Annotated in this window: 25 protein-coding genes, 1 pseudogene and 1 riboswitch; of the genes and pseudogenes, 3 read left to right on the top strand and 23 right to left on the bottom strand. The window is 41.8% G+C overall.

What is annotated here, in order from left to right; all coding sequences use genetic code 11:
- The 9 genes and pseudogenes from ACYSNU_RS03145 to ACYSNU_RS03185 all read right to left on the bottom strand — a co-directional run.
- Positions 1–151 (bottom strand): annotated as a pseudogene (locus ACYSNU_RS03145) (IS5/IS1182 family transposase); the annotation flags it as partial.
- A 130-nt stretch (positions 152–281) separates the two neighbouring features.
- Positions 282–845 carry an elongation factor P gene (gene efp, locus ACYSNU_RS03150; protein ID WP_265456555.1) on the bottom strand — a complete coding sequence of 188 codons (564 nt, stop codon included), beginning with the start codon at positions 843–845 and terminating at the stop codon, positions 282–284.
- A gap of 105 nt (positions 846–950) precedes the next feature.
- A complete protein-coding gene (locus ACYSNU_RS03155; RefSeq protein ID WP_461735763.1) occupies positions 951–1,511 on the bottom strand; it encodes a nucleotidyltransferase family protein in 561 nt (186 codons plus the stop codon).
- Positions 1,512–1,665: 154 nt separating this feature from the next.
- A complete protein-coding gene (gene dhaM / locus ACYSNU_RS03160) occupies positions 1,666–2,034 on the bottom strand; it encodes a dihydroxyacetone kinase phosphoryl donor subunit DhaM (protein ID WP_461735764.1) in 369 nt (122 codons plus the stop codon).
- The gene (gene dhaL / locus ACYSNU_RS03165; protein ID WP_461735765.1) at positions 2,027–2,608 is read right to left on the bottom strand and encodes a dihydroxyacetone kinase subunit DhaL; all 582 of its coding nucleotides are present in this window, start codon (positions 2,606–2,608) and stop codon (positions 2,027–2,029) included. The genes dhaM and dhaL overlap by 8 nt, the downstream gene beginning before the upstream one ends.
- A gap of 33 nt (positions 2,609–2,641) precedes the next feature.
- Positions 2,642–3,625, bottom strand: coding sequence for a dihydroxyacetone kinase subunit DhaK (dhaK, locus tag ACYSNU_RS03170; RefSeq protein WP_461735766.1), 984 nt, complete (start codon positions 3,623–3,625; stop codon positions 2,642–2,644).
- A gap of 185 nt (positions 3,626–3,810) precedes the next feature.
- On the bottom strand, positions 3,811–4,917 hold the full coding sequence (locus ACYSNU_RS03175) for an Ldh family oxidoreductase (RefSeq protein ID WP_461735767.1): 1,107 nt from the start codon (positions 4,915–4,917) through the stop codon (positions 3,811–3,813).
- Between the two features lie 18 nt (positions 4,918–4,935).
- A complete protein-coding gene (gene glpK, locus ACYSNU_RS03180) occupies positions 4,936–6,447 on the bottom strand; it encodes a glycerol kinase GlpK (RefSeq protein WP_461735768.1) in 1,512 nt (503 codons plus the stop codon).
- Between the two features lie 283 nt (positions 6,448–6,730).
- A complete protein-coding gene (locus ACYSNU_RS03185) occupies positions 6,731–7,561 on the bottom strand; it encodes an aldo/keto reductase (protein WP_461735769.1) in 831 nt (276 codons plus the stop codon).
- A 438-nt stretch (positions 7,562–7,999) separates the two neighbouring features.
- Between ACYSNU_RS03185 and ACYSNU_RS03190 the strand changes: the two genes are divergently transcribed.
- Positions 8,000–8,698, top strand: a complete 699-nt coding sequence (locus ACYSNU_RS03190; RefSeq protein ID WP_461735770.1) for a YoaK family protein — start codon at positions 8,000–8,002, stop codon at positions 8,696–8,698.
- 180 nt (positions 8,699–8,878) lie between these two features.
- Here the strand turns inward: ACYSNU_RS03190 and rpsN are convergent, their stop codons facing one another.
- From rpsN to ACYSNU_RS03250, 12 genes are all read right to left on the bottom strand, one after another.
- Positions 8,879–9,148, bottom strand: coding sequence for a 30S ribosomal protein S14 (gene rpsN, locus ACYSNU_RS03195; protein ID WP_461735771.1), 270 nt, complete (start codon positions 9,146–9,148; stop codon positions 8,879–8,881).
- 195 nt (positions 9,149–9,343) lie between these two features.
- The gene (locus ACYSNU_RS03200) at positions 9,344–10,432 is read right to left on the bottom strand and encodes an NADH-dependent flavin oxidoreductase (RefSeq protein ID WP_461735772.1); all 1,089 of its coding nucleotides are present in this window, start codon (positions 10,430–10,432) and stop codon (positions 9,344–9,346) included.
- A gap of 85 nt (positions 10,433–10,517) precedes the next feature.
- Complete coding sequence (gene thiD / locus ACYSNU_RS03205; RefSeq protein ID WP_461735773.1) at positions 10,518–11,351, bottom strand: bifunctional hydroxymethylpyrimidine kinase/phosphomethylpyrimidine kinase; 834 nt, start codon at positions 11,349–11,351, stop codon at positions 10,518–10,520.
- The gene (gene thiE / locus ACYSNU_RS03210) at positions 11,352–11,981 is read right to left on the bottom strand and encodes a thiamine phosphate synthase (RefSeq protein ID WP_461736162.1); all 630 of its coding nucleotides are present in this window, start codon (positions 11,979–11,981) and stop codon (positions 11,352–11,354) included.
- 2 nt (positions 11,982–11,983) lie between these two features.
- A complete protein-coding gene (gene thiM, locus ACYSNU_RS03215; protein ID WP_461735774.1) occupies positions 11,984–12,829 on the bottom strand; it encodes a hydroxyethylthiazole kinase in 846 nt (281 codons plus the stop codon).
- Positions 12,810–13,298, bottom strand: coding sequence for an energy coupling factor transporter S component ThiW (gene thiW / locus ACYSNU_RS03220; RefSeq protein ID WP_461736163.1), 489 nt, complete (start codon positions 13,296–13,298; stop codon positions 12,810–12,812). The genes thiM and thiW overlap by 20 nt, the downstream gene beginning before the upstream one ends.
- Before the next feature lie 268 nt (positions 13,299–13,566).
- Positions 13,567–13,655, bottom strand: a riboswitch (TPP riboswitch).
- 50 nt (positions 13,656–13,705) lie between these two features.
- Positions 13,706–14,107: a VOC family protein gene (locus ACYSNU_RS03225; RefSeq protein ID WP_461735775.1), complete on the bottom strand. Its 402-nt coding sequence runs from the start codon at positions 14,105–14,107 to the stop codon at positions 13,706–13,708.
- A gap of 71 nt (positions 14,108–14,178) precedes the next feature.
- Positions 14,179–14,523 (bottom strand): HIRAN domain-containing protein, encoded by a 345-nt coding sequence (locus ACYSNU_RS03230; protein ID WP_461735776.1) that lies wholly within the window; start codon positions 14,521–14,523, stop codon positions 14,179–14,181.
- 109 nt (positions 14,524–14,632) lie between these two features.
- Positions 14,633–15,157: a dihydrofolate reductase family protein gene (locus tag ACYSNU_RS03235; protein WP_461735777.1), complete on the bottom strand. Its 525-nt coding sequence runs from the start codon at positions 15,155–15,157 to the stop codon at positions 14,633–14,635.
- A 231-nt stretch (positions 15,158–15,388) separates the two neighbouring features.
- Positions 15,389–15,598: a hypothetical protein gene (locus ACYSNU_RS03240; protein ID WP_461735778.1), complete on the bottom strand. Its 210-nt coding sequence runs from the start codon at positions 15,596–15,598 to the stop codon at positions 15,389–15,391.
- 125 nt (positions 15,599–15,723) lie between these two features.
- Complete coding sequence (gene cydB / locus ACYSNU_RS03245) at positions 15,724–16,743, bottom strand: cytochrome d ubiquinol oxidase subunit II (protein ID WP_461735779.1); 1,020 nt, start codon at positions 16,741–16,743, stop codon at positions 15,724–15,726.
- The gene (locus ACYSNU_RS03250; RefSeq protein ID WP_461735780.1) at positions 16,740–18,215 is read right to left on the bottom strand and encodes a cytochrome ubiquinol oxidase subunit I; all 1,476 of its coding nucleotides are present in this window, start codon (positions 18,213–18,215) and stop codon (positions 16,740–16,742) included. The genes cydB and ACYSNU_RS03250 overlap by 4 nt, the downstream gene beginning before the upstream one ends.
- Positions 18,216–18,711: 496 nt before the next feature.
- Between ACYSNU_RS03250 and ACYSNU_RS03255 the strand changes: the two genes are divergently transcribed.
- The gene (locus tag ACYSNU_RS03255; protein WP_461735781.1) at positions 18,712–22,113 is read left to right on the top strand and encodes a CapA family protein; all 3,402 of its coding nucleotides are present in this window, start codon (positions 18,712–18,714) and stop codon (positions 22,111–22,113) included.
- Between the two features lie 510 nt (positions 22,114–22,623).
- Positions 22,624–23,346, top strand: coding sequence for a hypothetical protein (locus tag ACYSNU_RS03260; RefSeq protein WP_461735782.1), 723 nt, complete (start codon positions 22,624–22,626; stop codon positions 23,344–23,346).
- Positions 23,347–23,698: 352 nt separating this feature from the next.
- Here the strand turns inward: ACYSNU_RS03260 and ACYSNU_RS03265 are convergent, their stop codons facing one another.
- A complete protein-coding gene (locus ACYSNU_RS03265; protein WP_461735783.1) occupies positions 23,699–24,901 on the bottom strand; it encodes a MalY/PatB family protein in 1,203 nt (400 codons plus the stop codon).
- Entirely contained in the window at positions 24,902–25,960 is a 1,059-nt protein-coding gene (locus tag ACYSNU_RS03270; RefSeq protein ID WP_461735784.1) for a M24 family metallopeptidase, read from the bottom strand.
- Positions 25,961–25,986 lie beyond the last annotated feature (26 nt).

A 25,986-nucleotide genomic window follows, 5' to 3' on the forward strand; every position in this document is an offset into this window, starting at 1 on the left:
GCGTCGAATAAGTCGACTCTACGATAGGATAAATGAAATCAAAAATAATAGATTGATCAATTTTTCTTACTAAATGGTCTTTAGGAACCAGGTCATCCATAATAATCAACGTCATTTGATTGCGACCGTTGGCATCATGTTTGGACATCATAGGCTTTCTCTCCTTAAATTCGTTTTCATAATTCTATTATAAAAGAAAAGACTGTAGACTTCATCCAGAAGTTGGACTTTGTCTACAGTCTGAGCCTCAGCTAAATAGCTGAGGCCGCAGTTTTTAGAAATTATTTGCCGGCACGTTTTACGTAAGTGCCTTCTTGGGTATTGATTTCCAATAGCTCATCTGTTTCAACAAAGTCCGGTACATTGACAACTAAACCAGTTTCCATAGTTGCTGGTTTACCAGAGCCTGTCACAGTTGCGCCTTTAATAGAAGGCTGAGTTTCCACGACACGTAGAACAACAGTTGTTGGCAATTCAACACCAATTACTTCTGTACCATAAAATTGAATTTTCAATTCTGAATTTTCTAAGACATACTTCATTTCATTTTCAATCGAAGTTAAAGGTACTTCATATTGTTCGTAGCTTTCCATATCCATGAAAACTGCCACGTCGTCTTGGCTATATAAATATTGTACGGTTTTCGTATCAATATGAGCCCGTTCAACTTTTTCTTCCGGACGCATGGTTGTATCAAACGTTGCGCCAGTGCGGACATCCCGCAGTTTCATTCGCATAACGGTATTGCCTTTACCTGGTTTGTGGTGGCTAATTTCCAAAACTTTAATTAATTTACCATCTAAGATAAAGGTCATCCCTGCTTTTAAATCACTAACTGAAATCATGTTGTTTTCTCCTCCAATGCTGAGTTACACGCAAAATTATCCTATCCTATTGTAGCAAAGTAGCGCTATTTATTCTAGTAAAAATCGTTAAAACCGGCTTTTCAGCTAACTTTCAAAGATTTTCAGCGCTGCCCAAGAGCTTTGCCAGTCTTTTTTCGCCACTCGCTTACGATAAACAGCCATTCGCTCAGACGTCTCTTTAAAAAAAGGCGTCGGCCGAACTTCAAAATTTAGTAAATCAGTAGCGCCATAAGGCAAAAATAATTCCAGCTCTCCCTCAGCCAACAAACGAGCAGCAATCGCCGTACAAGTCTCAGGAAATTTACTGATAGCTTCTTGGCTATTTAGATATGGTTCAGCACCTGGATTGTGCTGGTGCATATAGACTTCATTTTTTAATTCCCACGGATACTCAGGATAATTCCTTTTGAGCTTAGCCTCCAGCTCCAATGTTTCTTGGTAGCTAATCTTAGGGTCAAAAAAGACCACATCGACATCCTGCTGATGAGCCATTAAGGGCTGGTCACTCAAATAATTCCAAAGAAAATTTCGCAAACTACCGGCCGCTAGCCAGCAGTCCTCTAGCTTCAAGCTTTTTATGATGGTCAAGATATCGAATAATCTTTCATTTTGCAGGATTAGCTGTTGGATTTGGTGGTGGGTCATAAACTCGGTCCTCTTTTCTTTTGTTCAAGTATCTCTCTTATATATACTAACTTATCTAGTATGCATATCAAACTTTTCTTTAATGTTTTCGCTCTTCTACTAAAAAACTAGCAGCAGAATCTCCCTCACAAGATTCAACTGCTAGTTTTCTAGTTTATTTAATTTTTAATGGAGCTAATTGTTCGAGAATATCCTCTTGGTTTGTGCCCGCCTGTAATAAGGCGGCGGCTGTATAGGCTCCTTCGATGAAGGCGACATCCTGTAAGAGAATTTTTTTCTCTGTCATTTCCATGGCCATCTCCAAGTTCATTTTGGCTGAACCTAAATCATAAAAGGCAAAGAGTTCATCAGCCGTGTTGTCTTCAAATGCCGTAGAAATTTTATCAAAAGAGGTGCCAATATCGCCGTCTTCTGTTCCACCAGCTGTGGTGATGGGGACGTCTTTAGCGACTTCACGAATCAATTTTTCTAAGCCCTCGGCAACTTCCTTTACATGGGAAACTAACACGATACCGCTAGTCATGGTCTAACACCCCAGCTTCCATGAAGGCTTCAAATAAATATTTAGAAGACATTGCGCCGGGGTCAATGTGACCTTTGGAGCGTTCTCCTACATAGGATGCTCGTCCTTTAGTCGCGACTAAATCTTTGGTGGCTTCGACAAATTCTGTCAGTTTTGCTTCTGTTAAATCGCCAGCTTTGACTGCCGCCACTGCAGGAATCCATAGATCTAGCATCGTTTTTTCACCGAGTGTGGCTTTGCCTCGTTTTTCAATACCGGCAATTCCGGCAGTTAAAATGGTTGTGGGATCCTCAGTATCTTTGCTGGCTTTGGCCATTTCCATGAAGGCCGTACCGTAAAGCGGACCTGAGGCACCACCGACTTTACTAATCAGCTGCATCGCAACTAATTTTAATTGGTCAAACACGCTGCCGCTTAAATCCTGCTGGCGAATCGCTTCCATACCGCGAGCCATATTGTTACCGTGGTCGCCGTCACCAATTGGCGTATCCAGCTCGCTTAAGTAGGCTTTATTGGTTTCAATTTTTTCATCAAACAGACTGATGGCTTTGGTTAATTTTTCAGGTGTAAACATCTGCAACAATTCCTTTCAACAACTGCGAAAATTTTACCAGCCGATTACATCAACCGGTTCATTTAAAGCAGCCACAATTTTTTCATCGGTTTTAATTAGTGTCAACGATAGACCCGCCATATCAAGGGAAGTCATATAGTTTCCGACTTTACTGAAGGTGATGCTAATGCCATCCGCCCGCAATAGTTCTTCAACATCATTATAGAAAACATATTGCTCCATCAGTGGAGTCGCTCCCATACCATTGACTAAGACGCCGTATTCATCGCCAGCTTGCCAGTTAAATTCTTCTTTCAATTTGCCGACAATTTCATTGGCCATCTCTTTTGAAGCTTTTAATTTTTCACGACGATAGCCGGGTTCTCCGTGGATACCAACACCGTATTCCATTTCATCTTCGGCTAACACGAAACCAGGCTTGCCCACTTCTGGAACAGTTGCGCCAGATAGCGCGATGCCGATAGTCTTAATTTGTTTAACCAATTCATTGCCATAGGTTTCCAATTCTTTGACACTTTGACCACTGCGAGCTAAAGCACCTAAAATTTTATGCACTAAAACTGTTCCAGCAACGCCACGGCGCCCTTGCGTATAGGTGCTGTTTTCAACAGCGATGTCGTCATCGACTAAGACATAGCCGACTTCGATGTCATCCATTTCCGCTAAATCCTTCGCCATTTCAAAATTCATGACATCACCGGAATAATTTTTGACAATCAATAAGACCCCTTTGCCAGTTTGGGTAGCGTTGATCGCTGCCTGCACTTGGTCAGGTGTTGGCGAGGTAAAGACTTGCCCGCAAACTGCAGCGCTTAACATGCCATCGCCGACAAAACCAGCATGAGCCGGCTCATGGCCGCTACCACCGCCGCTGACTAAAGAAACTTGATCGGCATTTTTTAGCCGTTTGACAACATAAGTATCCGGCACTAACTCGATTTTACTGCTGTATGCCTTTGTCAAACCAGTGACCATTTCTGCAACAATATTCTTCGGATCGTTAATAATTTTTTTCATCATCAAAGCCTCCAATAGGTTAATATTGCTTCTGCTGTTAGAAAAATAACTGCTATTTCTCTACAGTAAAAGCATACGCTTTCTTAAAAAAATAAGCAAAAATTTGTCGGTTCCTTTTCACTAAAAAAGGGATAAGAGCATCAACTTTTGTCGACGGACCTATCCCTCCTGTTAAAATTTTTCATTTACTCCCAATTGAATTTGAAGTCAACGTGGTACTTGTCCCGCACAGCCACTAATGATTTTTTGACGGCTGGATTCAACGGTACTCCGTGTTCTTTACGGTCCAAATAAGCTAAATATTCTTTTTCGCCGGCCGTATAAATTCGTTCAGCCCCTTCAGCTTTTTTGGAAGCCCGCAAGTCCCTGAGAATATCACCGGCTATTTTTTTAAAATCCGCCGGGTCAGTGAAGGCATTGATATCAATGGCCATAAAGAAATGTCCGAGATGATAAGGCTGCTTTTCACCCTGTGCATCAACTCCTGTTAACTGATGCAAGAATGAACCGCCCTGTAACGCTGCTGAAAGAACCTCAACAACAGTCGCATAGCCATAACCTTTATAACCAGCCAATTCTTCACCGATACCACCAAGGGGTGTTAAGGCACAAGTTCCTTTCACTAAGCCTTCTAAAGCAACATCAGGATCAGTGACGGCTTCACCTTTTTCATCGATAACCCAGCCATAAGGCATCGTTTTACCGATTCTGGCATAGTGTTCAATTTTTCCCCGTTGTGTAATTGACGTCGCACAATCAATTACAAATGGAAAATCTTCATCCGTGGGAAAGCCGATGGTTAATGGATTGGTGCCTAGCATATTTTCAACGCCAAAAGTTGGCGCAATCGAAGGACGAGCATTCGTCCCGGTGATGCCAATCATGCCTGCTTCAGCCGCCATTAGCGGATAATAGCCGGCAATGCCGTAATGGGTGGAATTGCGCACGGCTACCATGCCCATGCCATACTCTTTGGCTTTCGCTAGCGCCATTTCCATCGCTTTAACGCCAATCACATGACCCATGCCGTCACCGCCGTCTAACACGGCGGTGGTTTTCGTTTCCCGAATGACTTGCAGATTAGTTGTTGTATGTTGAATGCCTTCTTCAATCCGATCTATATAAATCGGTTTAAAGCGGCCAACACCGTGAGAATCAATGCCCCGCTTATCAGATTCAATTAGGACTTTTGCGCAGATGGCAGCATCTTCTTTAGGCACCCCGACTGCTTCAAAGCCTAAATCCATAAATTTTTCTAAGCGTTCAAAACTTTCATAGGAAATATCCGTCATTGAGCCTCCCCGCTTTCTTTATTTTAATGGCCGATGTTTGTATTTCATCGTTGCTTCAACCGCTTCTTGCCAGCCTTCGTATAAATTGTCTGCCAATGCTGGCTCCATTGTCGGATCAAAGCGCACGCCGGCTTGGTTGAAGGCCTTCAATTCATCTAAATCTTTCCAGAAGCCAACTGCTAAACCAGCCAAGTAGGCTGCCCCTAAAGCCGTTGTTTCTAAATAATGGGCCCGTTCAACTGGTGTTTGTAAAATGTCTGCTTGGAATTTCATCAGGAAGTCATTATTCGAAGCCCCTCCATCAACCCGCAGCTCTTTAATTTCCACACCAGAATCTTTATTCATGGTTTTCACCACATCGGCTGTTTGATAAGCCATCGATTCTAAAGTTGCCCGAATGAAATGTTCTTTTTGCGTGCCCCGGGTCAAGCCAAAGACTGCTCCCCGCGCATCTTGATCCCAATATGGCGCACCAAGACCTGTGAAGGCCGGCACTACATAGACATTCAAACTATTTTCAACACGAGTTGCATATTCTTCAGATTCTGGTGAGGATTTAAACATTCTCAAGCCATCTCTTAACCATTGAATCGCAGAACCCGCAACGAAAATACTACCTTCTAACGCATAAGTTACTTTACCGTTAATGCCATAGCCAATTGTCGTCAACAGACCATTTTCAGAATGAATGGCTTCTTCACCGGTATTCATTACGATAAAGGCTCCGGTACCGTAAGTATTTTTCACTGAGCCCGCTTCAAAGGCAGTTTGGCCGAATAAAGCCGCTTGTTGGTCACCAGCCATGCCGGCGATTGGCACATTTTCGCCATAGAAATGATAGCTTTCTGTTTTACCGTAAACTTCTGAATTTGAGCGAACTTCTGGAAGCATTTCTTTTGGAACATCCAACAGCTCCAGAATTTCTTCATCCCATTTCAAATCAAAAATATTATACATCATGGTCCGACTAGCATTGGTATAATCGGTGACATGGGATTTACCGCCGGTTAGTTTCCAAACCAACCAAGTATCAATCGTACCAAACAATAACTCGCCTTTTTTCGCCCGCTCACGAGCGCCATCAACGTGGTCTAAAATCCATTTCACCTTGGTTCCAGAGAAGTAGGAATCAATAATCAAACCAGTTTTCTTTTGAATTTTTTCTTGATACCCTTTTTGTTTTAAATCTTCTGCGATATCACTGGTTTGTTTTGATTGCCAGACAATTGCATTGTAAATCGGCTTGCCAGTATCTTTTTCCCAAACAACTGTTGTTTCCCGCTGGTTCGTGATCCCTAAAGCAGCAATTTGTGTCGGTTGCAAACCACTTTCAATCAAAGCTCCTGCGATAACTGATTGCACAGAATTCCAAATTTCATTGGCATTATGTTCCACCCATCCGTCATGTGGGAAATATTGCGGAAATTCTTTTTGCGAACTCCCGACCGGTTTACCTGCTTTATTAAAAACAATTGCTCTCGAACTCGTTGTTCCTTGGTCAATAGCCATAATATACTTTTCTTCTGACATTCAATACCCTTCTTTCTAAAATATTAGTAAACTAATCCTTGGAAAATGGATTGAGATCCCCAGTCACCACCCTTATTTCACATTTTCCCTTACTTCGATTTTAAGCGCTTACAAAACCAGTTAAAAAAAGAGGTTCCTTTATAAGTCTAACACAAAATGAAATAAATGAGTAAGAAATTAGCCAAAAAAGCTGCTCATTTATTTCATCAATTTTTGTTTTTTTTAGGCAGTCCATTTGTTTACTTATTTCCGCGGATGCCAGCTTATTTTTTGCTGTATCCTGTTAAAATTCTTCGTAAACAGCTGGGTCTTGATTAAAGGTGCGGCCATCTGCGTGGGACAAGTGATTAATAGTTGCCATTTCTTCATTTGATAAAGTAAAATCAAAAATTGCTAAGTTGTCCCGCTGCCGACTAACATGACTAGCCTTAGGAATCGGTACAACTCCTAATTGCAGATGCCAACGCAAAATAATTTGGACAATCGACTTTTGATGAGTAGTCGCAATTTCTTTGATTGTTTCATTTTGCAGAAGATCATTGGCCCGGCCTAGAGGACTCCAAGCCTCCGTAATAATTTTTTTCGAGGCGTCAAACTTCCGTTGCTCTGCTTGGTTGAAAAACGGATGCAGTTCAACTTGGTTGACAGCTGGCAGAACGCCTGTCTCTTTTTCTAGGCGTTCGATGTGTTTCGGCAGAAAATTACTCACCCCGATAGAACGAATCCAGCCCCAACGCTGGGCATCGATCAAGGCCTGCCACGCTTCGACGTACAAATCTTTCTGAGGATTTGGCCAATGAATCAAATATAAATCTAAATAGTCAAGACCCATCCGTGTGACCGATTCTTGAATTGTTTCCAAGGCTTCTTGATAATGATGATGACGCCCGGGAAGTTTTGAAGTCACCGTAATCTGATCTCGTGGCACACTGCTGTTTTTGATTGCCTGACCGACAACTCCTTCGTTCTCATAATTGAAGGCACTGTCGATTAAGCGATAGCCAACGCTTAAAGCCGATTCAATCCTGCGGGCCCCGGCTGTTCCATTTAAGCGATAGGTCCCAAAACCAACCTTTGGTAAGTCAAAGCCATCATTCAATTGATACATTTCCATTGTCAATAATTCCTCCTTGCAAGTTAGTTTGCGAATCCGTGGTGAGAGTGTGGCTTAGGTTAAAACTAAAGATGAAATAAGATTTCCAGATGCTCATCTGGCGAAGGATACTAATGTTGTGAAATTGCGATTAGTTCCTGTTCAATCACAAAAAAAATCTGATTCAAAGCTCGTCTAAGAATAAAACCTGACACTATCTCTGTTAGCTTAATTTTAGCAGATATCCCTTGAGATTCAATTTCTGCGCTTTTTTCAATTAAAATCACCAAGCATGGGTTCGAGACAAACCTGCTAGAGAAGTTTTTCTTGATTCGTCAAAGTACCCGTCAAAATCCATAAAAATCTAGTTGGCAAACTTTTTTGAGGAAAGAAGGTAAGAAAACTTTCAAAATGATTTCTCCCAGAGTATAATAGCGAAGGAAAAGGCAGGTAATCATGATGAACAAAGATGTTTCACCCCACGAAACCTTAAAAATTGGTGCCCTCTTAGCGGTAACTGCGGGCATTTTAGATGCGTATACGTATTTGGTCCACGGCGAAGTTTTTGCCGGTTTGCAGACCGGCAATTTAATTTTAATGGGCATTCATATTTTAAATAGTAATTTTGCAGATTTAGTTCACTATCTAATTCCGTTATTTGCATTTATGCTGGGGGTTATTTTAACCCGGCTGTTCCAGCAACGTTATGCGGAACATCACGACGAAAGTCTACGACCGATTTGTTTGATGATTTTTGAAATTATTTTGATAATTTTGACGGCCTTTTTGTCACCATATTTATCTGACCGGCTGGCAAGTGCCTTGATTTCAATTACGGCTGCCATTCAATTACAAGAATTTCGCAAACTAAAAGGTGCTCCCTTCACTTCCTTGATGATGACCGGTAATATCCGCACTTTAGCCGAAAGTTTTTACGACGGTATTACACAAAAAAATAAAAAAGCCCTCGAAAAGGGCTGCGATATTTTAGTCATCATTCTCAGCTTCTTTTTAGGCGCTGTTTTCACCAGCCTATTAGTGCCAATTCTTAATGAAAAGGCCGTGTTACTGGCAGCTGTCACGTTGCTGATTGGCATCTTTATTCTCTTAAGAGTCCGCAGTAACCAAAAGCTTAAGAATATTGTGCCGAAGGTTTGAGAAATCTAGTCAATCGTAGTTAATATCACCTATTTAAATAATCCTGCTAGAATAGTTTGAATTTTGATTTTCTAGCAGGATTTTTTTGTGGTCTATTTGAAAATTGAGCACCAAAAATTAATTTTAACGCAACAAAAAAAGCTCAGCCGCAGTTAGCTGAACTTTTTTTATTTTACTTATCTACCAACTAGCTTTCTTGACGCCGGGGATTTGCCCCTTTAAGGCAAGTTCTCTAAACTTGACCCGTGACATGCCAAATTTCCGGTAATAACCACGGGGGCGACCATCGATTAGGTCACGATTTTTCAAGCGATTAGGGTTAGAATCTTTTGGTAATTTCCGCAGGCCATCTAAATCATTGTTGGCCTTTAATTCTTGACGGAGATCTGCATAACGAGCAATCAATGCCCGTTGTTTTGCTGCTTTCGCAATTTTTGATTTTTTAGCCATCTCAGTGCTCCTCTTTTCCTCTTAAAAGTTAAATTTTTTATCCTGCAAACTACTTTTCCTTTTAGCCTAAATCCACGTTCCTCTGAACCCAGCCTGAAAATTTCATCCGCATTAACAAATCGAAATAATTACGATTTGGATTATAATAATTTAACAGCTTTTTAGGAATTTGTCAAAAATTGTTACTCGCAGATTTTATTTATCTAAACGAATGGTATTAACAAAATCCCAGAGGCTAGTGCCCCGCAGCGTTCTGCTAGCGGAATCCAAGTCACTTACGCGATGAACTGGCTGTTGATTTAAAACCTTTTCGCCCCAGTCAGGATCAATAATCAAAGCCTGACCAACCGCAGCTAAATCAGCATGGTTCAACAATGCTTCAACGTCAGCGGCTTCTTCAATGCCGCCAACAGCTACTAATGGCACCCGACCGGCAATTTTTCCCTGTAGATAATCGACAATACTTTTTTCTTGGAATTCTTTTTGAACAGAAACACGTTGGTACTCATTTAAAGAGACATGGAGATAATCTAAATTTTTTTCTGCTAATTGGTCAACTAAATATAAAGTATCCTCCATGCGAATGCCTGGTGTTTCATATTCTTCTGGAGAAAAGCGATAGCCAACGATAAAATCGGTTGACTTTTCTTTACCGGCCGCCAATATTTCATCGACTAAGATATCAATAAAATGGAATCTTCTGACTAGACTGCCGCCCCACTCATCTTCCCGTCGATTGGAATGAGGAGAGAAAAATTGCTGAATCAAGTAGGTGTTAGCGCCGTGGATTTCGACACCGTCAAAACCAGCTGCCACCGCCCGCTTGGTAGCCGCCTTAAAATCGGCCATCACTTGTAAAACTTCTTCACCGGTCAAAGCCCGTGGCGTCGGTGCGCCTGGTCGTTCGGCCGCTACGGCGCTGGCTGAAACCGGCTCAGCACCATTTAAAATATTTTTTGGCGACATCCGGCCACCGTGAAAGATTTGTAAAATTGCTTTCGCCCCGCCGGCTTTAATCGCCGTCGCCAATTTAGTTAAATTGGGAATAAATTTATCATCGTAGACGCCAAGTTCACCAGCCCAGCCTTGGCCGACTACCTGCACGTTGGCAGCGCCAGTGATGACCGCTCCAATCGCTTGGCTACGATTTTGATAATACGTAATTTCATCCTGCGTGATTACTCCATTAAAAAAACTCATTTGCGTAGTCATTGGGGCCATCATTAAGGGATTGCGCAGGGTTACGCCATTTTTCAGTGTCACCGGTTGATTAATTTTTGTCATGCAAATCGCTCCTTTTTTGAATACTACAAATCTAGCATGAAAAAAAACAATCAGCAAAAATTTAGTCTGCTGATTGTCAGGTCGATTATAGATTTTCTTCTATTATAAGCTCAACCGCTTCACTTGGTTGGGCCCAATGGTTGGTTGGGCCGTGACCATGTCCCACTGAGATTCCCTCGGTAATTGCGCCTTGAATAAACCCTTTGGCAATAAAAATCGCAGTTTCTAAGTCGGTCCCTTTAGCTAATTCTGCGGCGATGCAGGCCGAGAAGGTATCGCCGGTCCCGTGGGTATTTTCAGTTTCCACTCGGGGCGTTTTCAGCCAAAATGCTTTTTGATTGGCCAATAAAATAAAATCGGCGGCCTGTGGATCGGCACTATGCCCGCCTTTGATGATTACATTTTTGGCGCCTATGGCTTGAATATCTTTAGCCGCTTGAATCATCTCGGCGGCTGTTTTGATTTCTCTGCCTAAGATCACTTCGGCCTCCGGTAAATTAGGCGTGATAACTGTTGCAAGCGGGAGTAATTTTTCTTTGATAACAGCCACTGCCGCATCCTGCAATAAAGGATGACCACCCTTTGCAATCATCACCGGATCAACAATTAATGGTCCAAAATCATATTTTTTCAAATTTTCAACGACGGTTTCCACCCGCTCAATGTCTGCCAGCATTCCTGTTTTGCAAGCTTTGATAGCAAAATCGGCGGCTAAAGATGAAAATTGAGCATCAATAAATCCGCTGGGAATCGCCAGGCTATCTTGGACCCCATAGGTATTTTGGGCAGTCAAGGCCACGATAATGCTCATGCCAAATGCATGGCGGGCTTGAAACGTTTTTAAATCCGCCTGAATACCGGCACCGCCCCCAGAATCACTGCCGGCAATTGTGACGACTTGCGGAGTTCTATTTTCCATTTATTTCTCCTCCAATAATTCATTCATTTTTTTATTTAAGCTGCGGACTTTTTCGGCCACTTGATCAGCCTTCATAATCTCACTGACCACTGCGATACCGGCAATCCCGCTGCCTGAGAAAGTCTGTAGATTTGTTTCATTAATGCCGCCAATTGCTACCACCGGAATGGCAACCGTTGCTGTGATATCCTTCAAAGTATTTAATGGCGTGACAGGACTGTCTTTGGTTTTCGTGGGAAACATCGCCCCAACTCCCAGATAGTCCGCTCCACTGGCTTGCGCTTCTTCAGCCCGAGCCACGCTCTTTGCCGACACCCCTAAAATTTTATCGCCGATTAATTGTCGCGTCACCGCCACCGGTAATTCATCATCGCCGATATGCACACCAGCGGCATCGACAGCCAGACAAATATCAACCCGATCATTAATAATCAAAGGAATCTGATAGGTGTCGGTAATTTTTTTCACCTTGACCGCTAAGTTAAAAAAATCGCCGGTGGTTAAGGTTTTTTCCCGCAGCTGGACTAAAGTGACGCCATTTTCACAGGCCTCTGTAATCACCGACAAAAATTGCGCCTCGGATAAATCAAATGCTCCTGTCACAAGATAAAGCTTCAGTAGTTTTTCCATCTTCATAAAACACTCCCCTTTAACTTTTCAAACCAGAGCGGCTGCTCCTTTAACAGCGCCAATTGATTGAGGGTCTCCTGGCGAAAATCAGCCAAAGCCTCTGGCGCTCTCAATGTTTGACTGGCAGCTTCACCGCATAAATTGAAATAGGTCACAGCGGCCAGCGCTGCCACAATCGTCCTTTGCCCGCTGCCTAAAAAGGCAGCTGCTAAAGCACCGACAATGTCTCCGGTTCCGGTAAAATTATCCAACTGCCAGACACCATTTTTCAAAAGCAGGCACTCGTTTTTGTTGACCAATAAATCCTGCACACCGGTTGCTAAAAAGATCGTTTCAGGATAATCTTGCGCAACTTTTTGTAGTGCAGCGGCTAATTCCTGTAAAGCGATCATTTCCTGATCCAATTGGCTGCCGTCAACGCCCCGGCCGTGGCTGGTTAACTGGCAAAAGCGCCGCAGCTCAGATATATTGCCCTTCACAATTTGCGGCTGGTGCGTCATCAGTTGCCAAGCCAAATCGTAGCGCAGCTGACTAGCAGAAACGCCGACTAAATCAATGACCATTGGCGTCGCCGTTTTTTCAGCAAAAGCAGCGGCGGCTAGTAAATTGGCTTCCCGTTCTGGCGATAAATGTCCTAAATTCAGCAGCAAGCTATCATTTTGCTTAAAGAAATCAGCAAACTCCCGCGGATCATCCGCCATCACCGGCTTGGCCTCGATATATAAGAGGGCATTTGCGACAGACTCACAGGTGATTTCATTAGTAATACATTGCACCAAAGGACCTTTTTTCAAAGGAAAAATTTCTGCTAGTGCTTTAGTGTAATCTTCAAGCCTTGAGTTTTCCATGGGATTTCCCTCCAAAAATTTGTTGAACACGTTTGAAACTAGGGAGCGGGCTGATTTTTTTCAGCAAAAGCCACGCAACGGCGGAACCAATCAGCGTTGCTCCGATAAATCTTGGTGTATAAATAGACCAATAAAGACTTTGGCTACTACCAGTAAAAAGAACCATCACTGGATAGGATAAAATCGAACCGAGAATACCTGTGCCGATAATTTCCCCCAGCATCGCTCCGATTGGTTTTTGAAATAGACGAAAGCCAATGCCTGCTAAGGCTGCTCCAAAAACTGCCCCCGTTAATGCTAACGGCGGAATACCTAATAAGGTCATTCGGATAATGCCGCAGACTAGCGCCATCACCGTTGCAAAAAATGGTCCCAGCAAAACACCCGCGATAATATTCATAACGCTGGACATTGGTGCCATCCCTTCAATGCGAAACAGCGGTGATAACACGACATCTAGCGCAATCATCAGTCCTAAAAAAGCTAGGCGAAATACTTTTTGCGAATGGGTCATCTGTTCCTCCTTATTTTCCGATTTAACTGTCTTAGTGATTTCTTAGCTTAAATTTTTAGTTCAACAACAAAAAGCCATTTATTTTCTATTCACTTAGAAAACAAATGGCGGCTAAAAAAAAGAGGCTGCGACAATAGTCCAACAAAGCGCAACTTTCAAAATATTCTCAGCGAATACTTAAAAATGGCTCCGTTAACAGATTAGCGTCACAGCCTCTGAAAAAATTCAGTCATTGACATTTCCCTTCGGCAGTTTTAACTGCGGCAGGTTCAATGGGTATAATCTCAGCATAGTGCACCCCAAATGTTTCTTTATTTAATTGTTTTTAGTATAGCACAAGTCTGCTAAAGAAAAGCCAGTCTTTATGAAAAAGCCATCCAAGTCGGCTCCATCAAATTGCCATCAGGGTCCTCCACTTCCAGTTGAACCATCTGTTCTTCGGGAATCCCCATCTCCAAATGATAGAAATCGCCGCCATTAGCTTTGGCGGTTGCGGCAAATTTTTTGACTGCATCGCCGCTAGCTAAACCAAAGGCTACCATCGATCCACTGTGGGTGTGGGGATTGGCAATCTTTTTATCCCGAATAAAGCCTTGGTAAAAATCATGGGTCAACAGCATAATCCAAAAGTTATCGTCCCAGACTAGTGCCGCCGAATGCTCATTGGAAAAATCGCGATTTTGTTGAAAGCCTAGCGCTTCGTAAAAATTGATAGAACGAGTCAAATCTGTTACTGGAAAGTTTACAAAAACCATTGTACTCATTAGAACACCTCCTTTTTTTAGACAAGTATCACAAGTTTCCACCATTTTGTAAAAATATCTGCTTTGAATTTTTACTTCCGGCCATCCTTGAGCATCACAACAACGCGAAATTGGCGTTCAGGATGGCTGTCTTTATTGACAGCTTGAATAAAGGCTTCAAACATTTCGCCGTAGCCATAATATAAGAGCTGGCTGAGCACTTGATTTTTGCCCCTAGGTACATAGCCAATTTTCTTATCTTGATAATAAACCGCCACAGCTTCAGGATCGTGGGGATTGTCCGGTTCAGCCTGAAGCGTCACTGGCTTGCCCCAGTTCAACTCTTCTGCCACATGAATCCCATCCCAATAGGCAAAGCCGGCCAAATGAAAGTCGCTGAAATGGCGACTTGGTTCACTTTTTTTGAATTCATTCATCATTTTAAAAGCGCCTCCTTTTCTTTTATTATAACAAAAGTTATCGGAAGCGGTAGCCTTCATCGGCAATAGCTGACTATTTTAAAAAAATTCCCGCAATCTTTTTATTTTATTTTTCCCGCTGATAATGCAGCTCAACAAATTCTCCCATGATTGTCGTATCCACTAGCTTTAAGCGCTGCTGGTAGTCCGCTTCTTCAAAAAGGCGTTTGCCTTTGCCTAGTAAAATCGGGGTAATCTGAATCCACCATTCATCAATCAAGTCTGCTTGAATCAGCTCGGTCACAAGGCCACCACCGCCGACAATCCAAATCATTTTTTCCTCTTGAGCTTTTAATTGTGAAATAAAAGCAGCCGGCTCCTGCTTCACCACAATTGCATCGGGCAAGTCAGCCGTTAGAGTGTTGGAAAACACATAATTTTGCTTGCCGGGATTTAACGGCTCGCCGGCTAGAATTTTTTTGGTCTCTTGATAACTGATGCGACCCATCACAGCCGAACCAATTTTTTCGTAAAAGGCGCTGTAAGTCTCGACACCTCCTTGATTGGTTTCAAATAACCATTGCAGACTGTCCTTTTGGTCTGCTAAAAAACCATCTAAACTGATGGCCCCGTAAAACGCTACTTTTGCCATTGCGCTCTGTCCTTTCTTGTCAAGTTTCTTCTATTAAAACCATTATCATCGGAAAAGAACCGTAACACAAGAAAAAACTATGACCAACAAAGTAGCCGCTGAATTTCCAAGTCCTTTTCCTGCAAATTTTTTTGCAAGTAAGAACCTATTCAGCAAGTTGTTAGGGCTACAATCAAAGTCATAGTTTTTATCTTTAAAATTTTCAATTAAAGTAGTCTTTACGTTTCAGCTTCAAGGCTGATCTTCACCGGGGTCTTGGCGACCATATCCTTTGGCAGTACGGTACACGCCCACTCCCAAAAGAAATAATCCTAAGCCAACTAGAGACAATTGGCCGACAGTATCACCGAAAAATGGCGTAATCCATAGATGCCAAGAAAAAACCCATGCTAAAGGAATCAAGGCAACCATGATCCACAATAATTTTTTTATAAGTGTCATCTTATCCCCTCCTATTTCATCTGAAGTGATTCCATTTCTTCCAATAAGATTGTTTGCTAGCCAACTGTCTTTCCTTTTACAAAACAGCGGACTGCAACAAACTAGAAAAAGTGGAACCAGTGCTTCTAATAATTTATTTCGCTATCAGGCACGTCATAATATTTATTAATCATATGATAGGCCGTAATCTGCAAAATTGTCATCAGCGGCAGCATTGCCGCTGATCCGACTGCTACCCACAATTGTGATTCCCGACCGCTAGCTGCGTCCATAATCGATAGTGCGGGCCCGGCACTGTTCACAATTACATTGGGATACAAGCCTTGGAAAATAATTCCCATAAAGGCGGCGATACAAACGACCGCCAGCCAAAAAATTAGCTGATGCCTTTGGCTAGTTCTCAGTAAGTAAGCCATGCTAAGGCTGCAAACTACTATAACCACAATTAAAAAGGTAATCGCTACAAAATGAGTGTTGAAAACATTGGTAGCATTTGCCAAAAGGATAACTTCAAGCACCGCAAGCACAATAAAAATTAGATTGACGACCCGCAATTTTTTGCCTAGTGAGGCCTGCAGTTCCGCTGAAACTTTTTTTATCACACGGGCTAAACCGATTTGTAGACAGGCAGCCATTAACAACAGTGCAGAACAAATCGTAAACGGGGTGAAAACATCCCCCATCGTGATATAGATAAAATTATCGCGAATCGGCACGCCTTTTAAAATGCTGGAAAACACAATGCCTAAGATAAAAGGCGGAACTAAGCTGCCTAAAAAAAGTCCCCAATCCCACAGCCGATTATAAGTTTTGGAACGCCATTTTTTACGATAATCAAAGGCCACGCCTCTAAACATAAAGAAGACTAACAGTAAAATGAAAAACAGATAAAAGCCTGAGGTCAAGGCCGCATACCAATGGGGAAAAGCGCCAAAGACTAACGCCATGCCGGCCACCAGCCAAGTTTCATTGCCACCCCAGACGGGTCCGGAGGTGCGGACGATTTCATCTCGGTCGCCGTTATCTTTGACAAAGAAGGTCGCCATGCCGGCGCCAAAATCTGTTCCTCCTAAGATGAAAAACATGGTCAACTCGATGGAGACTAAAATAAATAAGGCAAATTGTAAATTCGTTGGTGAACTCATGATTTACTGACCCCCTCAAAAAAATTATTTTCCAGGCTTGCCGGAGGATCGTAATTGCCGTGAATATTCGGCGCACCTTTTTTCAGCGTGCGATGGGTAATGGTCAGCACGGTACCGAGTAAAAGTAAATCCATGATGGCTAACAGCGTGACCGAGGTAATAATTTTAGCCGGTGTCATATCCGGCGAGACGGCGTCTAATTGGGTAAATATTCCATAGACGACAAACGGATAACGGCCGACCTCGGCAACTACCCAACCGGTGACGACAGTTACGTAAGGGAACCACATACTGACTCCAAAAGCCTTCAGCAGGCGCGGATGCTCTTCGATTGATTTTTTCTTGCGGTAAAGCAACAATAAGCCCACCGTTCCCAAGACAACATAATAATACCCGGAATAAAACATCCAGCGCATACACCAAAAGAGCAGTGTTACCGGCGGATAATAGCTCATCTCGCCATCGTAAGAAGCCGCGACCTCTGAATCATATTTTTCATGATAGGTTTTGGCAATCTCATTCATCCCTTCCGCACCGCCGACAAAGGTTCCGTTGCCAAAATAACTCCCTAGCCCCGGAATTCCGATTCCAGTGGACGTATGCTCACTTTCATTAATCCAAGCGGCAATGTCCCACGGGGCACCAGTTGTATCGCTACCTTCGTTTTCATAGCGGCCTTCAACGGCAGCGAATTTCATCGCCTGTAACGCTCCGCTGGCAGTAATTTGATTGTCCCCCATCTGCTGTTGGATAATTGCAAATGGTAAAAACATCAAGACACCGATTTGAATTGATTTTTTAAAAATTTTGCGGTCACGATTTTTGAGAATCTGCCATGCCGAAACGCCGCAGACCACGAGGCCGCCTAAAATCATAATGGCGCCTAAAACGTGAAGTGCCTCTGGCCAGTATTGTGGATTTTGGACTAGTGACAGCACGCTGTCTAAGCGCGCGCGGCCCCCCTCCATCGTAAAACCAACCGGATTTTGCATAAACGCATTGATCATAATAATCCAGACCACTGAAAATAATGAGGTAAATAAGAGCAGTGCTGCAAATAAAACGTGGAGCTTCTTGTTGATTTCCCCCCAAGTGAACCGCCACAGTCCGATTAGCGTGGATTCCATAAAGAAAGCCATAATCCCCTCCAACGCTAACGGAACACCAATGACATCGCCGAAGAAGTAAGCGTATGCCGACCAGTTCATCCCAAATTGAAACTCCATAATCAAACCAGTAACAACCCCTGTCGCAAAACTGAAGAAATACAGCTTTGCAAAAAACAAAGCTAAGCGGCCATAATGCTCGTTTCCTTTTTTGCCAAATACATAAATTAATTCAAAAATCAGCGTCGCCGCCATTAACCCAATGGTCGTCGGCACAAAAAAGAAATGCATAATCGCCGTCATAGCAAATTGAATCCGTGACATCGTCGTCACAAACATCATTGAACCAATCATAAACCTTCCCACCTTTCCCCTTTTTTGAAAAACCGCTTTCTTTATATCTTTAATAATACTACCATCTTCAAATTTAAGCTATTTTTTTTAGTTTTCCGACAAAAATTAATTTTTTTTATCATTATTTCTGTTTCATTTTTAACAAATCCCGCTAGAAGACTGCTTAAATTCCCCAAGGCTATTCCTTAGTCCCGCCTTTTTTGGTATACTAAAAAGTGTCTGTCAAGAATCGAGAATTTTTTTATGAAATTAGCATTTTCGTTTTCAAATTCATTTTAAAAATCCCGGTCGTTTGACTACTTTGCTAGTTAAATTATTTTTGACGAAAAACATGAGCTACATCAAAAATAGATATTGTCTTACAGGTGACAAATGATACAATAATAAAAGGATGAGCGTCGTTTCTTTCTATATTAGGGCGCTATTTTTTACATATCATTTGGCAGCGGAGTCTATCTTTAGTTAAACGTATTTACCAGATCGAATTATTTAATTAGGAGTTGAGAGAATGAAGTCAGCAGAAAAAAATCTTTTTGCGACAACCAAGTTAATTTTTAACAAAGACCGCATTATCGAGCAACGTCCTCTAGGAAATCGGGTATCTCCTTGGGGAACTAGTAACCTGCTATTGTACTTGGCAGTGTTACAGGATTTAGAAAACAACCGTTTGACCCCGACGCAAGAAATCGTCTTTTCTCAGGCTGCAGCCCAAGAAGGTCAAGCCTTGCGGGGAACACGGGCAACTGAAGGAGAAAAACGCTTATTAATCGACGTCTTAAACCAAGCGATTTCTCTAAATGCACCAGACTGTATTATGGCGTTATTTGAAGTCTATGGCAGCCGTAGTCAAGGGATTGACCGCATTAATCAACTGGGCAATGAGTTAGAAATTTCTTTCTTCTCCCGTCTAACTGGTACTGGCCGGAAAATCCAAGGCCAATTATCAAATGTTTTTGATTATTATAAAATTGGTGTGGCCTTTTTAAACTTATCTAAATCAAGCTTCCAATATATTGCCAACCGTGACCATGTCATCAATGGTCAATTGTATCCTGCGCAATCGGTTTTAGATAAACAAGGGATGACTTTAGCCAGCATTTTCTGGGGCACCGATCAATCTGACTGCTTTGTCTTTTATGAAGACCAACAGGAAGTTTTGTGCTCTATCGTAATCAACGGGGCTAGCTATGTGCACACTTCGCAATTAGCCTTTAACCAATTACCAGAAACTAGCGAGTTCGATGAAATTGAAATTGAATCACCAATTATCAACTTCTTAGGCGACACTTATTTCGGTGAATACTTTACTGATATTCGCCGCAGCAATCGGATTAAAGATGCGTTGCAAGAACATGGTTACGCTCATTCTATGGCAAACTTAGCGACTAAGATGCCAGAAGATCAATTTAATATTGTGACCTATGAAGGTGTCTTAACAAAACCTGGGCAAGAAAGTACCTTAGCCCGCAAAGTCTTCTTATTTGGCGGCGACGAAAAAGCGACGGTTGGCGAATTAGCTCACCGCAATACGTCTTTAGTCAACTTAGGGACTAACCACAGCATGGACTTTGGGGATGAATCTTTAAGCGAAACCATTGACGCCTTCACTCATCAACACATCAACACAATCGGTGCTGGCAAAAACTTAGAAGATGCGTTGCGACCAATTGTCTTAACTTACAATTACCGTCAAAAAACGGCGATTTTCTCTGGTTATTGGTACCGCCGTTTTGTCGATGAAAACTATGATTTTTATGCCAACAAAGCCAAAGCCGGCGTAGCTGCTTTAAATGGTTTATTGCTTGAAAAAATCAAACAATTTAAGAAACAGCATCCAGATATTTTCGTGACTGTCTTAGCTCATTGGGGCAACAGCTTTGAAAATATCCATGAAGACCAAAGAGAAATTGCCCAGCAGTTAGTAGCTGCCGGCGCTGATTTAATCTTGGGAACTGGCCCCCATAAAGTCCAACCGATTGAAGAAATCGACGGGACAACTGTGGTTTACAGCATGGGAAATGGTGTCTTCAACAGCGATGGAGAAGAGTTCAAGCAAACCGATGCTTTACCATATGGCTATTTCTTAAAATGGGATATTTCTAATCACAAGATTCAAACCTATCCATTTAACAACTACAATCCAGAAACTTTCTGGCAGCCAAGCTTTATCAAAGCGTCTGAACCAGGCAGCGTCTTCGCTGACTTGAAAACAGTCGATCCGGCGAATAAATTTAATCATCCAGTGATTGATCAAGAAGGCTATTTATTATTTGAATTCCCATTAAATAATGCGGAACCAAAAGATGAAAACCACAATCCAGTCTTTAAAGTGCGGGATGAATTTTCTAAATTATTTGAAGGCTATTTCTTAAATGAAAATCTTTTATATGATTTGAAAATTGATCACATCAGCTTTATGGCGCAAAATATTAAACAGCGGAAATGGCAAAACGTGGCCTTCTTGGCTTTAACGCCAGAAAGCCAAAAAGCTTTAGTTCCTGCTAACAACAACTGGCAGCCGGTTCATGGCAATCAAGACTACATGACTCAAGGTATCAGCAGTCAAGTCTCTTTAATTGTCACAGATGAACCAATTCAAGAATTGGCCAATGAAGTCCCACAATTTATCGTGCCAAATACTCTGCGCTTCGTTTACGAATATGCAAGTATGGCAGCGGAAAATTATAAGGGCGAATTGATTACAATTACTGGTAGCACCGGCAAAACATCAACTCGTTTAATGCTGTCTCATCTATTGAAGGACAAAAAGCCATTTGAAAATACTGGGAATGCCAATCTGCATTTACCAACGCTAAATATGACGTTAGAACTTGCAAGCCAACCAAAAGTTTCACTGTTTGAAGTTGCTGCTTCAGCACTGAACGGTCTAGCTTACGGAAATAACGCTTATCTATGGGAAAGCGAAGCAGCTATCTTCACTTCCTTTGGTTCTTCACCAGAAGCGAAGGGCGACGAGCAAAATCTACGGATTAACAACGATATCTTTAAAGGCGTGAAAAATGGCGGCTACGCAATTATCAATGCCGATATCGATGAAAAATATCTGTGGCGCATTATCAAACAAGCCAAATCACAAAACTTAAACGTTCGTCTCTTCAGCCTGCACAATTCAGCAGCCGACTGTTACGTAATTGATAAGATTGTGGATAAAGATAAGACAACTGTTTCACTATTGCTGTCTGGTAAGTTTGTTCACTTTACTTTAACCAATGATAGCGACGGCCAAATTCAAAATGCCTTAAGCGTACTCTTAACCTTGGATAGCTTAGGCTACGATGTTAAAGAATACACCGACAAGCTAGAAAGTTTCCGCAGCCTGCCGCGGGTATTAGAAACAATTGACGTAACTGTCAACAAACATCAAGTGACTGTTTTAGATGATACGTACAGTAGCTCAACTGAAGCTGCCATTGACGGAATTAAATTATTTACCGAAAAGAAAGTCTTCTACGCTGGTAAGAAATTTATTGTTCTCGGTCAAATCGCTGATTTCGGCCGCTTTAGCCGCGAGGAACATCTACGCCTGTTGCCTTATTTAGAGGCTGCTGGTGCAGATAAGATTTATCTATGGGGCGAAGCCTTTGAAGCCTTAGCGAACGATCTGCCAAATGGCACTTGGTTCAAAGAAAAAGACAATCTTGTTCAAGCCTTGGAGGAAAATCTTGATGATAATTCTTTTATCTACATCAAGGGTTCCCATGCGAGTCGCTTCTATGAAATTGTCGACCGTTTGAAATCTCAACGCAACGTACCATTTACAAATGTTGCTGAAGATACAGCCGCTGAAGTGGTTGAAACCCCAACGGTAACACCAGATATTCATCCTTCTGTCGCTGCATCATTAATGGATGCCACTGAAGACGAAGCTGATACAACAGAAACAGAATAAGCGTAATCTAAAAAGATTCTTTTAGGAATGTCGTGTTCCTGAAAGAATCTTTTTTTCTGTAAGCTATTTTACTTGTTAGAGAATAAGCACTATGCTTTTCTAATTTGCTTTTGAATGCGGCTTAGTCTCTGCTTTTGTTCAGTCCATCAGTAAGGAACAACCTGTCCATTTAATAATTTTCAAATTTAGTTTAACTAAAAATTCTAATTAAAATAACGTCAGTTATATGTCTTTTCTATGAACTTCCTAAAGAAAAAATTAAGATATTTTCATATTAATTTCTATTTAAGTCTAAAAGAATTAGCTCATTTTAAAGGGATTGTCCAATTAAAGAGGGCTTTCAATAAATTTAACCCCTTTAATTTTTCATAATATGAAAACAAAATAAATAATTCCGGTATTGGAATAAAATTCAAAATATAACTAACAGTTCAATAAATTGACGATAAATCTCCTAAAGAATAGACTAGGCAACGAGTCAAAAACAAAAATCTTAGGAGATGTTACATTATGTTTAAAAAAGCAATTATTAGCGGGGTTAGCCTTGCAGCCTTAACAGTTTTATTAGCAGCTTGTGGATCAAGCACAACTTCATCCAGCTCAAGCAGCACAAGTGAATCGACTTCTATGAGTTCTTCCATGAGCACTAGCTCTTCTAGTGAAGCAACTGCTACTAGCGCAACAGCTGGTGAAATTATCGGTAGCGATACAAGTTCAGACGGTTCTGCTAAAGAAATTACATTACCAGGCGATACAGTAACTTTTGAAGTGCCGGTTTCTAGCAGCGAAGAATATTTACACTTTGCCTTTATGCATGCAGCTTCTGGTGAAAAAGGTTGGTACTTTGCTCCTGAATCTGAAGACGGTATTGCCTTGAGCTCTTCAATGTTTGATGATACTGACACAGTGGATATCACTGATCAAATCGCTTTGTTTGCCGCTCCTGATGCAACAACCTCAACCGCAGTGACAGCTAACGATGGTGATTTAGTGTATGGCACTTCTGATAACTACTTGAAAGCTACTGTTACAATGGAAAATGATATGTATGTAATCACCATTGAAAATACTTCAACTGGCGACTACGAAACTCCATTCTCTTCTGGTGTTTGGGAAGTAACTGACATGAAAGAAACTAGCTTTGACCACACTGCCTCTGCCGCTCTTTCTACATTGGCAACCTCTGGGAAACGGGCTGACCTTTACACAGAAGTTTCAGAAGCTAGCAAATAATTTTTAATTCGCATATTTCTCAAAAAAACAGACACAGTTATTGCCATTTCTGCTGTCTTTACTATAAATCAAAAATCCCCCCGATTTTTGGATAGTTACTAACTATATATATAAATAAGTTTTTTAGCCTTCTGTTCCAGTATTTTTGGACACAGGAGGCTATTTTTAATTCATGGATAGCAGGAAAAATCTCAGGACGAAAAACACAATAACAGCCTCTTAAAATAATAAATTATTTACCTGATTAAAAATAAAAAATCGGTGACCCACTTTGGCGTATCCTCAAAAAATCAGCTTTTTAAACTAATTTTTTGAGGTTACACTTAAATGGACCAACCGATTTTTATTTATTTCAACTACTAGTGACTGCTTTCGAATTTTTTTGTCGCTGATAGACTATCTCAATCCGTTCCAGTGCTTCTAATAATAATTTTCTAGGCATGCCAATACTTAAGCGAACAAAGCCTTCCCCGTCTTGGACGAAATAGCTACCCACCACCATTGTCAAATTGGCCTCCGTGAAAAAGGCGGTCATCTCTGCCTCATTATCAAACCAATTGTGGACGTCGATCCAAGCTAAAAAAGAAGAATCGGCTGGCATAACGGTGGCTTCAGGAATTTTTTCAAAAAATTGATAGACGATTTGCAGATTTTCGGCAACGTAATCAATCATCTCATCCAACCAGGCTTCGCTTTCGTTATAAGCGGCAATTATTGCTGGCACTGCAAACACATGGGGTGACGTGATAGAATTGCGTTTTAATTGTTCCAATAAAATTTCTCTGACCGCCTGGTTGGGAATCACCACATAGGAAGTCTTCAGGCCGCCGAGGTTAAAGCCTTTATTCGGCGATACGCATAAAATACTCTGCTCTTTAATTTCGGGGCAAGCATTCCAGATGGAGGTGAAGTCCTGATCTTTAAAGACAATATCCCGATGAATTTCATCGCAGACTAGGAGCACTTGATACTTTAGACATAGCTCCGCCACTTGACGTAGCTCGTCTTTCGTCCAAATTCTACCAGAAGGATTTTGTGGACTACAGAAGATAAAAACTTTAATTTGACCAGTTGCCATCAAGCTTTCCATATTTTCAAAATCTAAGTAATAGCGATTGTCGCGATTGATTAGCGGACTGCAAAATAATTCCCGCTGATTGTGAACAACGGCTTCGGCAAAAGGATCGTAGGCTGGGGTATTGATTAAAACGCCGTCCCCGATTTCTGTATAGGCCTGCACAATATAATGCAAGGTTGAAACTGTGCCAAAAGTCAGCTTAATCCAATCTTTTTCAATTGTTGTTTGATAGCGCCGCTGATTCCAGTTAATCACGGCTTCATAAAATTCATCGGGGATATAGGTATAGCTGTAATCACCGACACTGGCCCGCTGCTGAATCGCCCGTTGAATGGCCGGCGCTACTTCAAAATCAATATCCGCTAAATCCATCGGAATGGCCTCTTCATCAAGGCCGAATTTTTCTTTTAAAACGGTGTTGCTCCACTTGCGGGCATTACCAGCCTTACGGTCGATTACTTTATCAAAATTGTACATCTACTCACCTACAATCAACAATTCTTTAGTTGTTTTATTCAATGGAACACCCCGGCCATTTTGAATCACGACATCGTCTTCAATTCTGACGCCGCCAATTTCTGGTAAATAAATCCCCGGCTCACAGCTCATCACCATATTTTCTTGTAAAATCGTTTGACTCGCGGGATTTAAAATCGGCAAATCGCCGCCCATGCCAATCCCATGGCCGAGACCGTGACTAAAATACTCGCCATAGCCGGCCTCAGTAATCACTCTGCGGGCCACCTCATCAACATCATGACCAGTGACACCGACTTGAATAAAATCAGCTGCTGCCTGTTGGGCTTTTTTAACAACGTGATAAATTTCTGCCAATGTTTCAGAGGGCTGACCTAACGCAACGGTTCTCGTCATATCTGATTGGTAATTATCTAAGATAACGCCAAAGTCAATGGTAATCAAATCACCGGCGATAAACTTTCTTAGAGTTGGCCGACCATGAGGCATGGCACTGCGAGGACCGCTGGCGATAATCGGATCAAAGGCCATCCCACTGGCACCTTTTTTCAACGACAGATATTGCACCAGTGCGCCTAATTCATTTTCCGGCATTCCCGCATGAATCTGCGGCAAAATTTCTTGAAAGACTTCATCGGTTAATTGACAAGCTGCTTTAATTTTGGCAATTTCTTCAGCACTCTTGATGGCCCGCAGATTCATAATCTGCTCCTGCCATAACGCCACGGTAAATTCTTTGGTCAGAGCAATGTATTTCTTCAGCGATAAGCCATTTGCTTCAATGGCTAAGTTAGTCAGCTGATGTGCCTTTAAATATTCAAAAATTTTGGGCAGATAACTGCCTTGCGGGACCTCAATATTTTCAAAGCCCGCTGTTTTTTCTTTGATTTCTTGGCGATAGCGACCATCATAAAATTGAATTTGCGAAGAAGGCGTGACAACTAGATAGATGCCACTGCCTCCTAATGAGCCGAAATACAGCTTATTTTCTTTATTTTTTATGATGATGGCATCGCAGTCGGCTGCTGTTAGCAAAGCCTGTAATTTTTCAATTCTCATCCTGCTACTCCATTTCACTTGGCGAA

This window comes from Enterococcus sp. LJL120 (assembly GCF_054871765.1).

Excerpts from the sequence above, each read along its gene's own strand:
- ACYSNU_RS03260 (WP_461735782.1), top strand. The coding sequence starts at position 22,624 with ATGTTTAAAAAAGCAATTATTAGCGGGGTTAGCCTTGCAGCCTTAACA.
- ACYSNU_RS03155 (WP_461735763.1), bottom strand. The coding sequence starts at position 1,511 with ATGACCCACCACCAAATCCAACAGCTAATCCTGCAAAATGAAAGATTA.
- thiD (WP_461735773.1), bottom strand. The coding sequence starts at position 11,351 with ATGGAAAATAGAACTCCGCAAGTCGTCACAATTGCCGGCAGTGATTCT.
- rpsN (WP_461735771.1), bottom strand. The coding sequence starts at position 9,148 with ATGGCTAAAAAATCAAAAATTGCGAAAGCAGCAAAACAACGGGCATTG.
- ACYSNU_RS03230 (WP_461735776.1), bottom strand. The coding sequence starts at position 14,523 with ATGAATGAATTCAAAAAAAGTGAACCAAGTCGCCATTTCAGCGACTTT.
- ACYSNU_RS03190 (WP_461735770.1), top strand. The coding sequence starts at position 8,000 with ATGAACAAAGATGTTTCACCCCACGAAACCTTAAAAATTGGTGCCCTC.
- ACYSNU_RS03225 (WP_461735775.1), bottom strand. The coding sequence starts at position 14,107 with ATGAGTACAATGGTTTTTGTAAACTTTCCAGTAACAGATTTGACTCGT.
- dhaK (WP_461735766.1), bottom strand. The coding sequence starts at position 3,625 with ATGAAAAAAATTATTAACGATCCGAAGAATATTGTTGCAGAAATGGTC.
- efp (WP_265456555.1), bottom strand. The coding sequence starts at position 845 with ATGATTTCAGTTAGTGATTTAAAAGCAGGGATGACCTTTATCTTAGAT.
- ACYSNU_RS03270 (WP_461735784.1), bottom strand. The coding sequence starts at position 25,960 with ATGAGAATTGAAAAATTACAGGCTTTGCTAACAGCAGCCGACTGCGAT.
- ACYSNU_RS03255 (WP_461735781.1), top strand. The coding sequence starts at position 18,712 with ATGAAGTCAGCAGAAAAAAATCTTTTTGCGACAACCAAGTTAATTTTT.
- thiW (WP_461736163.1), bottom strand. The coding sequence starts at position 13,298 with ATGATTGCGCTAGATGTCGTGTTATCACCGCTGTTTCGCATTGAAGGG.
- cydB (WP_461735779.1), bottom strand. The coding sequence starts at position 16,743 with ATGAGTTCACCAACGAATTTACAATTTGCCTTATTTATTTTAGTCTCC.
- ACYSNU_RS03175 (WP_461735767.1), bottom strand. The coding sequence starts at position 4,917 with ATGACGGATATTTCCTATGAAAGTTTTGAACGCTTAGAAAAATTTATG.
- ACYSNU_RS03200 (WP_461735772.1), bottom strand. The coding sequence starts at position 10,432 with ATGACAAAAATTAATCAACCGGTGACACTGAAAAATGGCGTAACCCTG.
- ACYSNU_RS03185 (WP_461735769.1), bottom strand. The coding sequence starts at position 7,561 with ATGGAAATGTATCAATTGAATGATGGCTTTGACTTACCAAAGGTTGGT.
- thiE (WP_461736162.1), bottom strand. The coding sequence starts at position 11,981 with ATGGAAAAACTACTGAAGCTTTATCTTGTGACAGGAGCATTTGATTTA.
- dhaL (WP_461735765.1), bottom strand. The coding sequence starts at position 2,608 with ATGTTTACACCTGAAAAATTAACCAAAGCCATCAGTCTGTTTGATGAA.
- dhaM (WP_461735764.1), bottom strand. The coding sequence starts at position 2,034 with ATGACTAGCGGTATCGTGTTAGTTTCCCATGTAAAGGAAGTTGCCGAG.
- glpK (WP_461735768.1), bottom strand. The coding sequence starts at position 6,447 with ATGTCAGAAGAAAAGTATATTATGGCTATTGACCAAGGAACAACGAGT.
- ACYSNU_RS03265 (WP_461735783.1), bottom strand. The coding sequence starts at position 24,901 with ATGTACAATTTTGATAAAGTAATCGACCGTAAGGCTGGTAATGCCCGC.
- ACYSNU_RS03235 (WP_461735777.1), bottom strand. The coding sequence starts at position 15,157 with ATGGCAAAAGTAGCGTTTTACGGGGCCATCAGTTTAGATGGTTTTTTA.
- thiM (WP_461735774.1), bottom strand. The coding sequence starts at position 12,829 with ATGGAAAACTCAAGGCTTGAAGATTACACTAAAGCACTAGCAGAAATT.
- ACYSNU_RS03240 (WP_461735778.1), bottom strand. The coding sequence starts at position 15,598 with ATGACACTTATAAAAAAATTATTGTGGATCATGGTTGCCTTGATTCCT.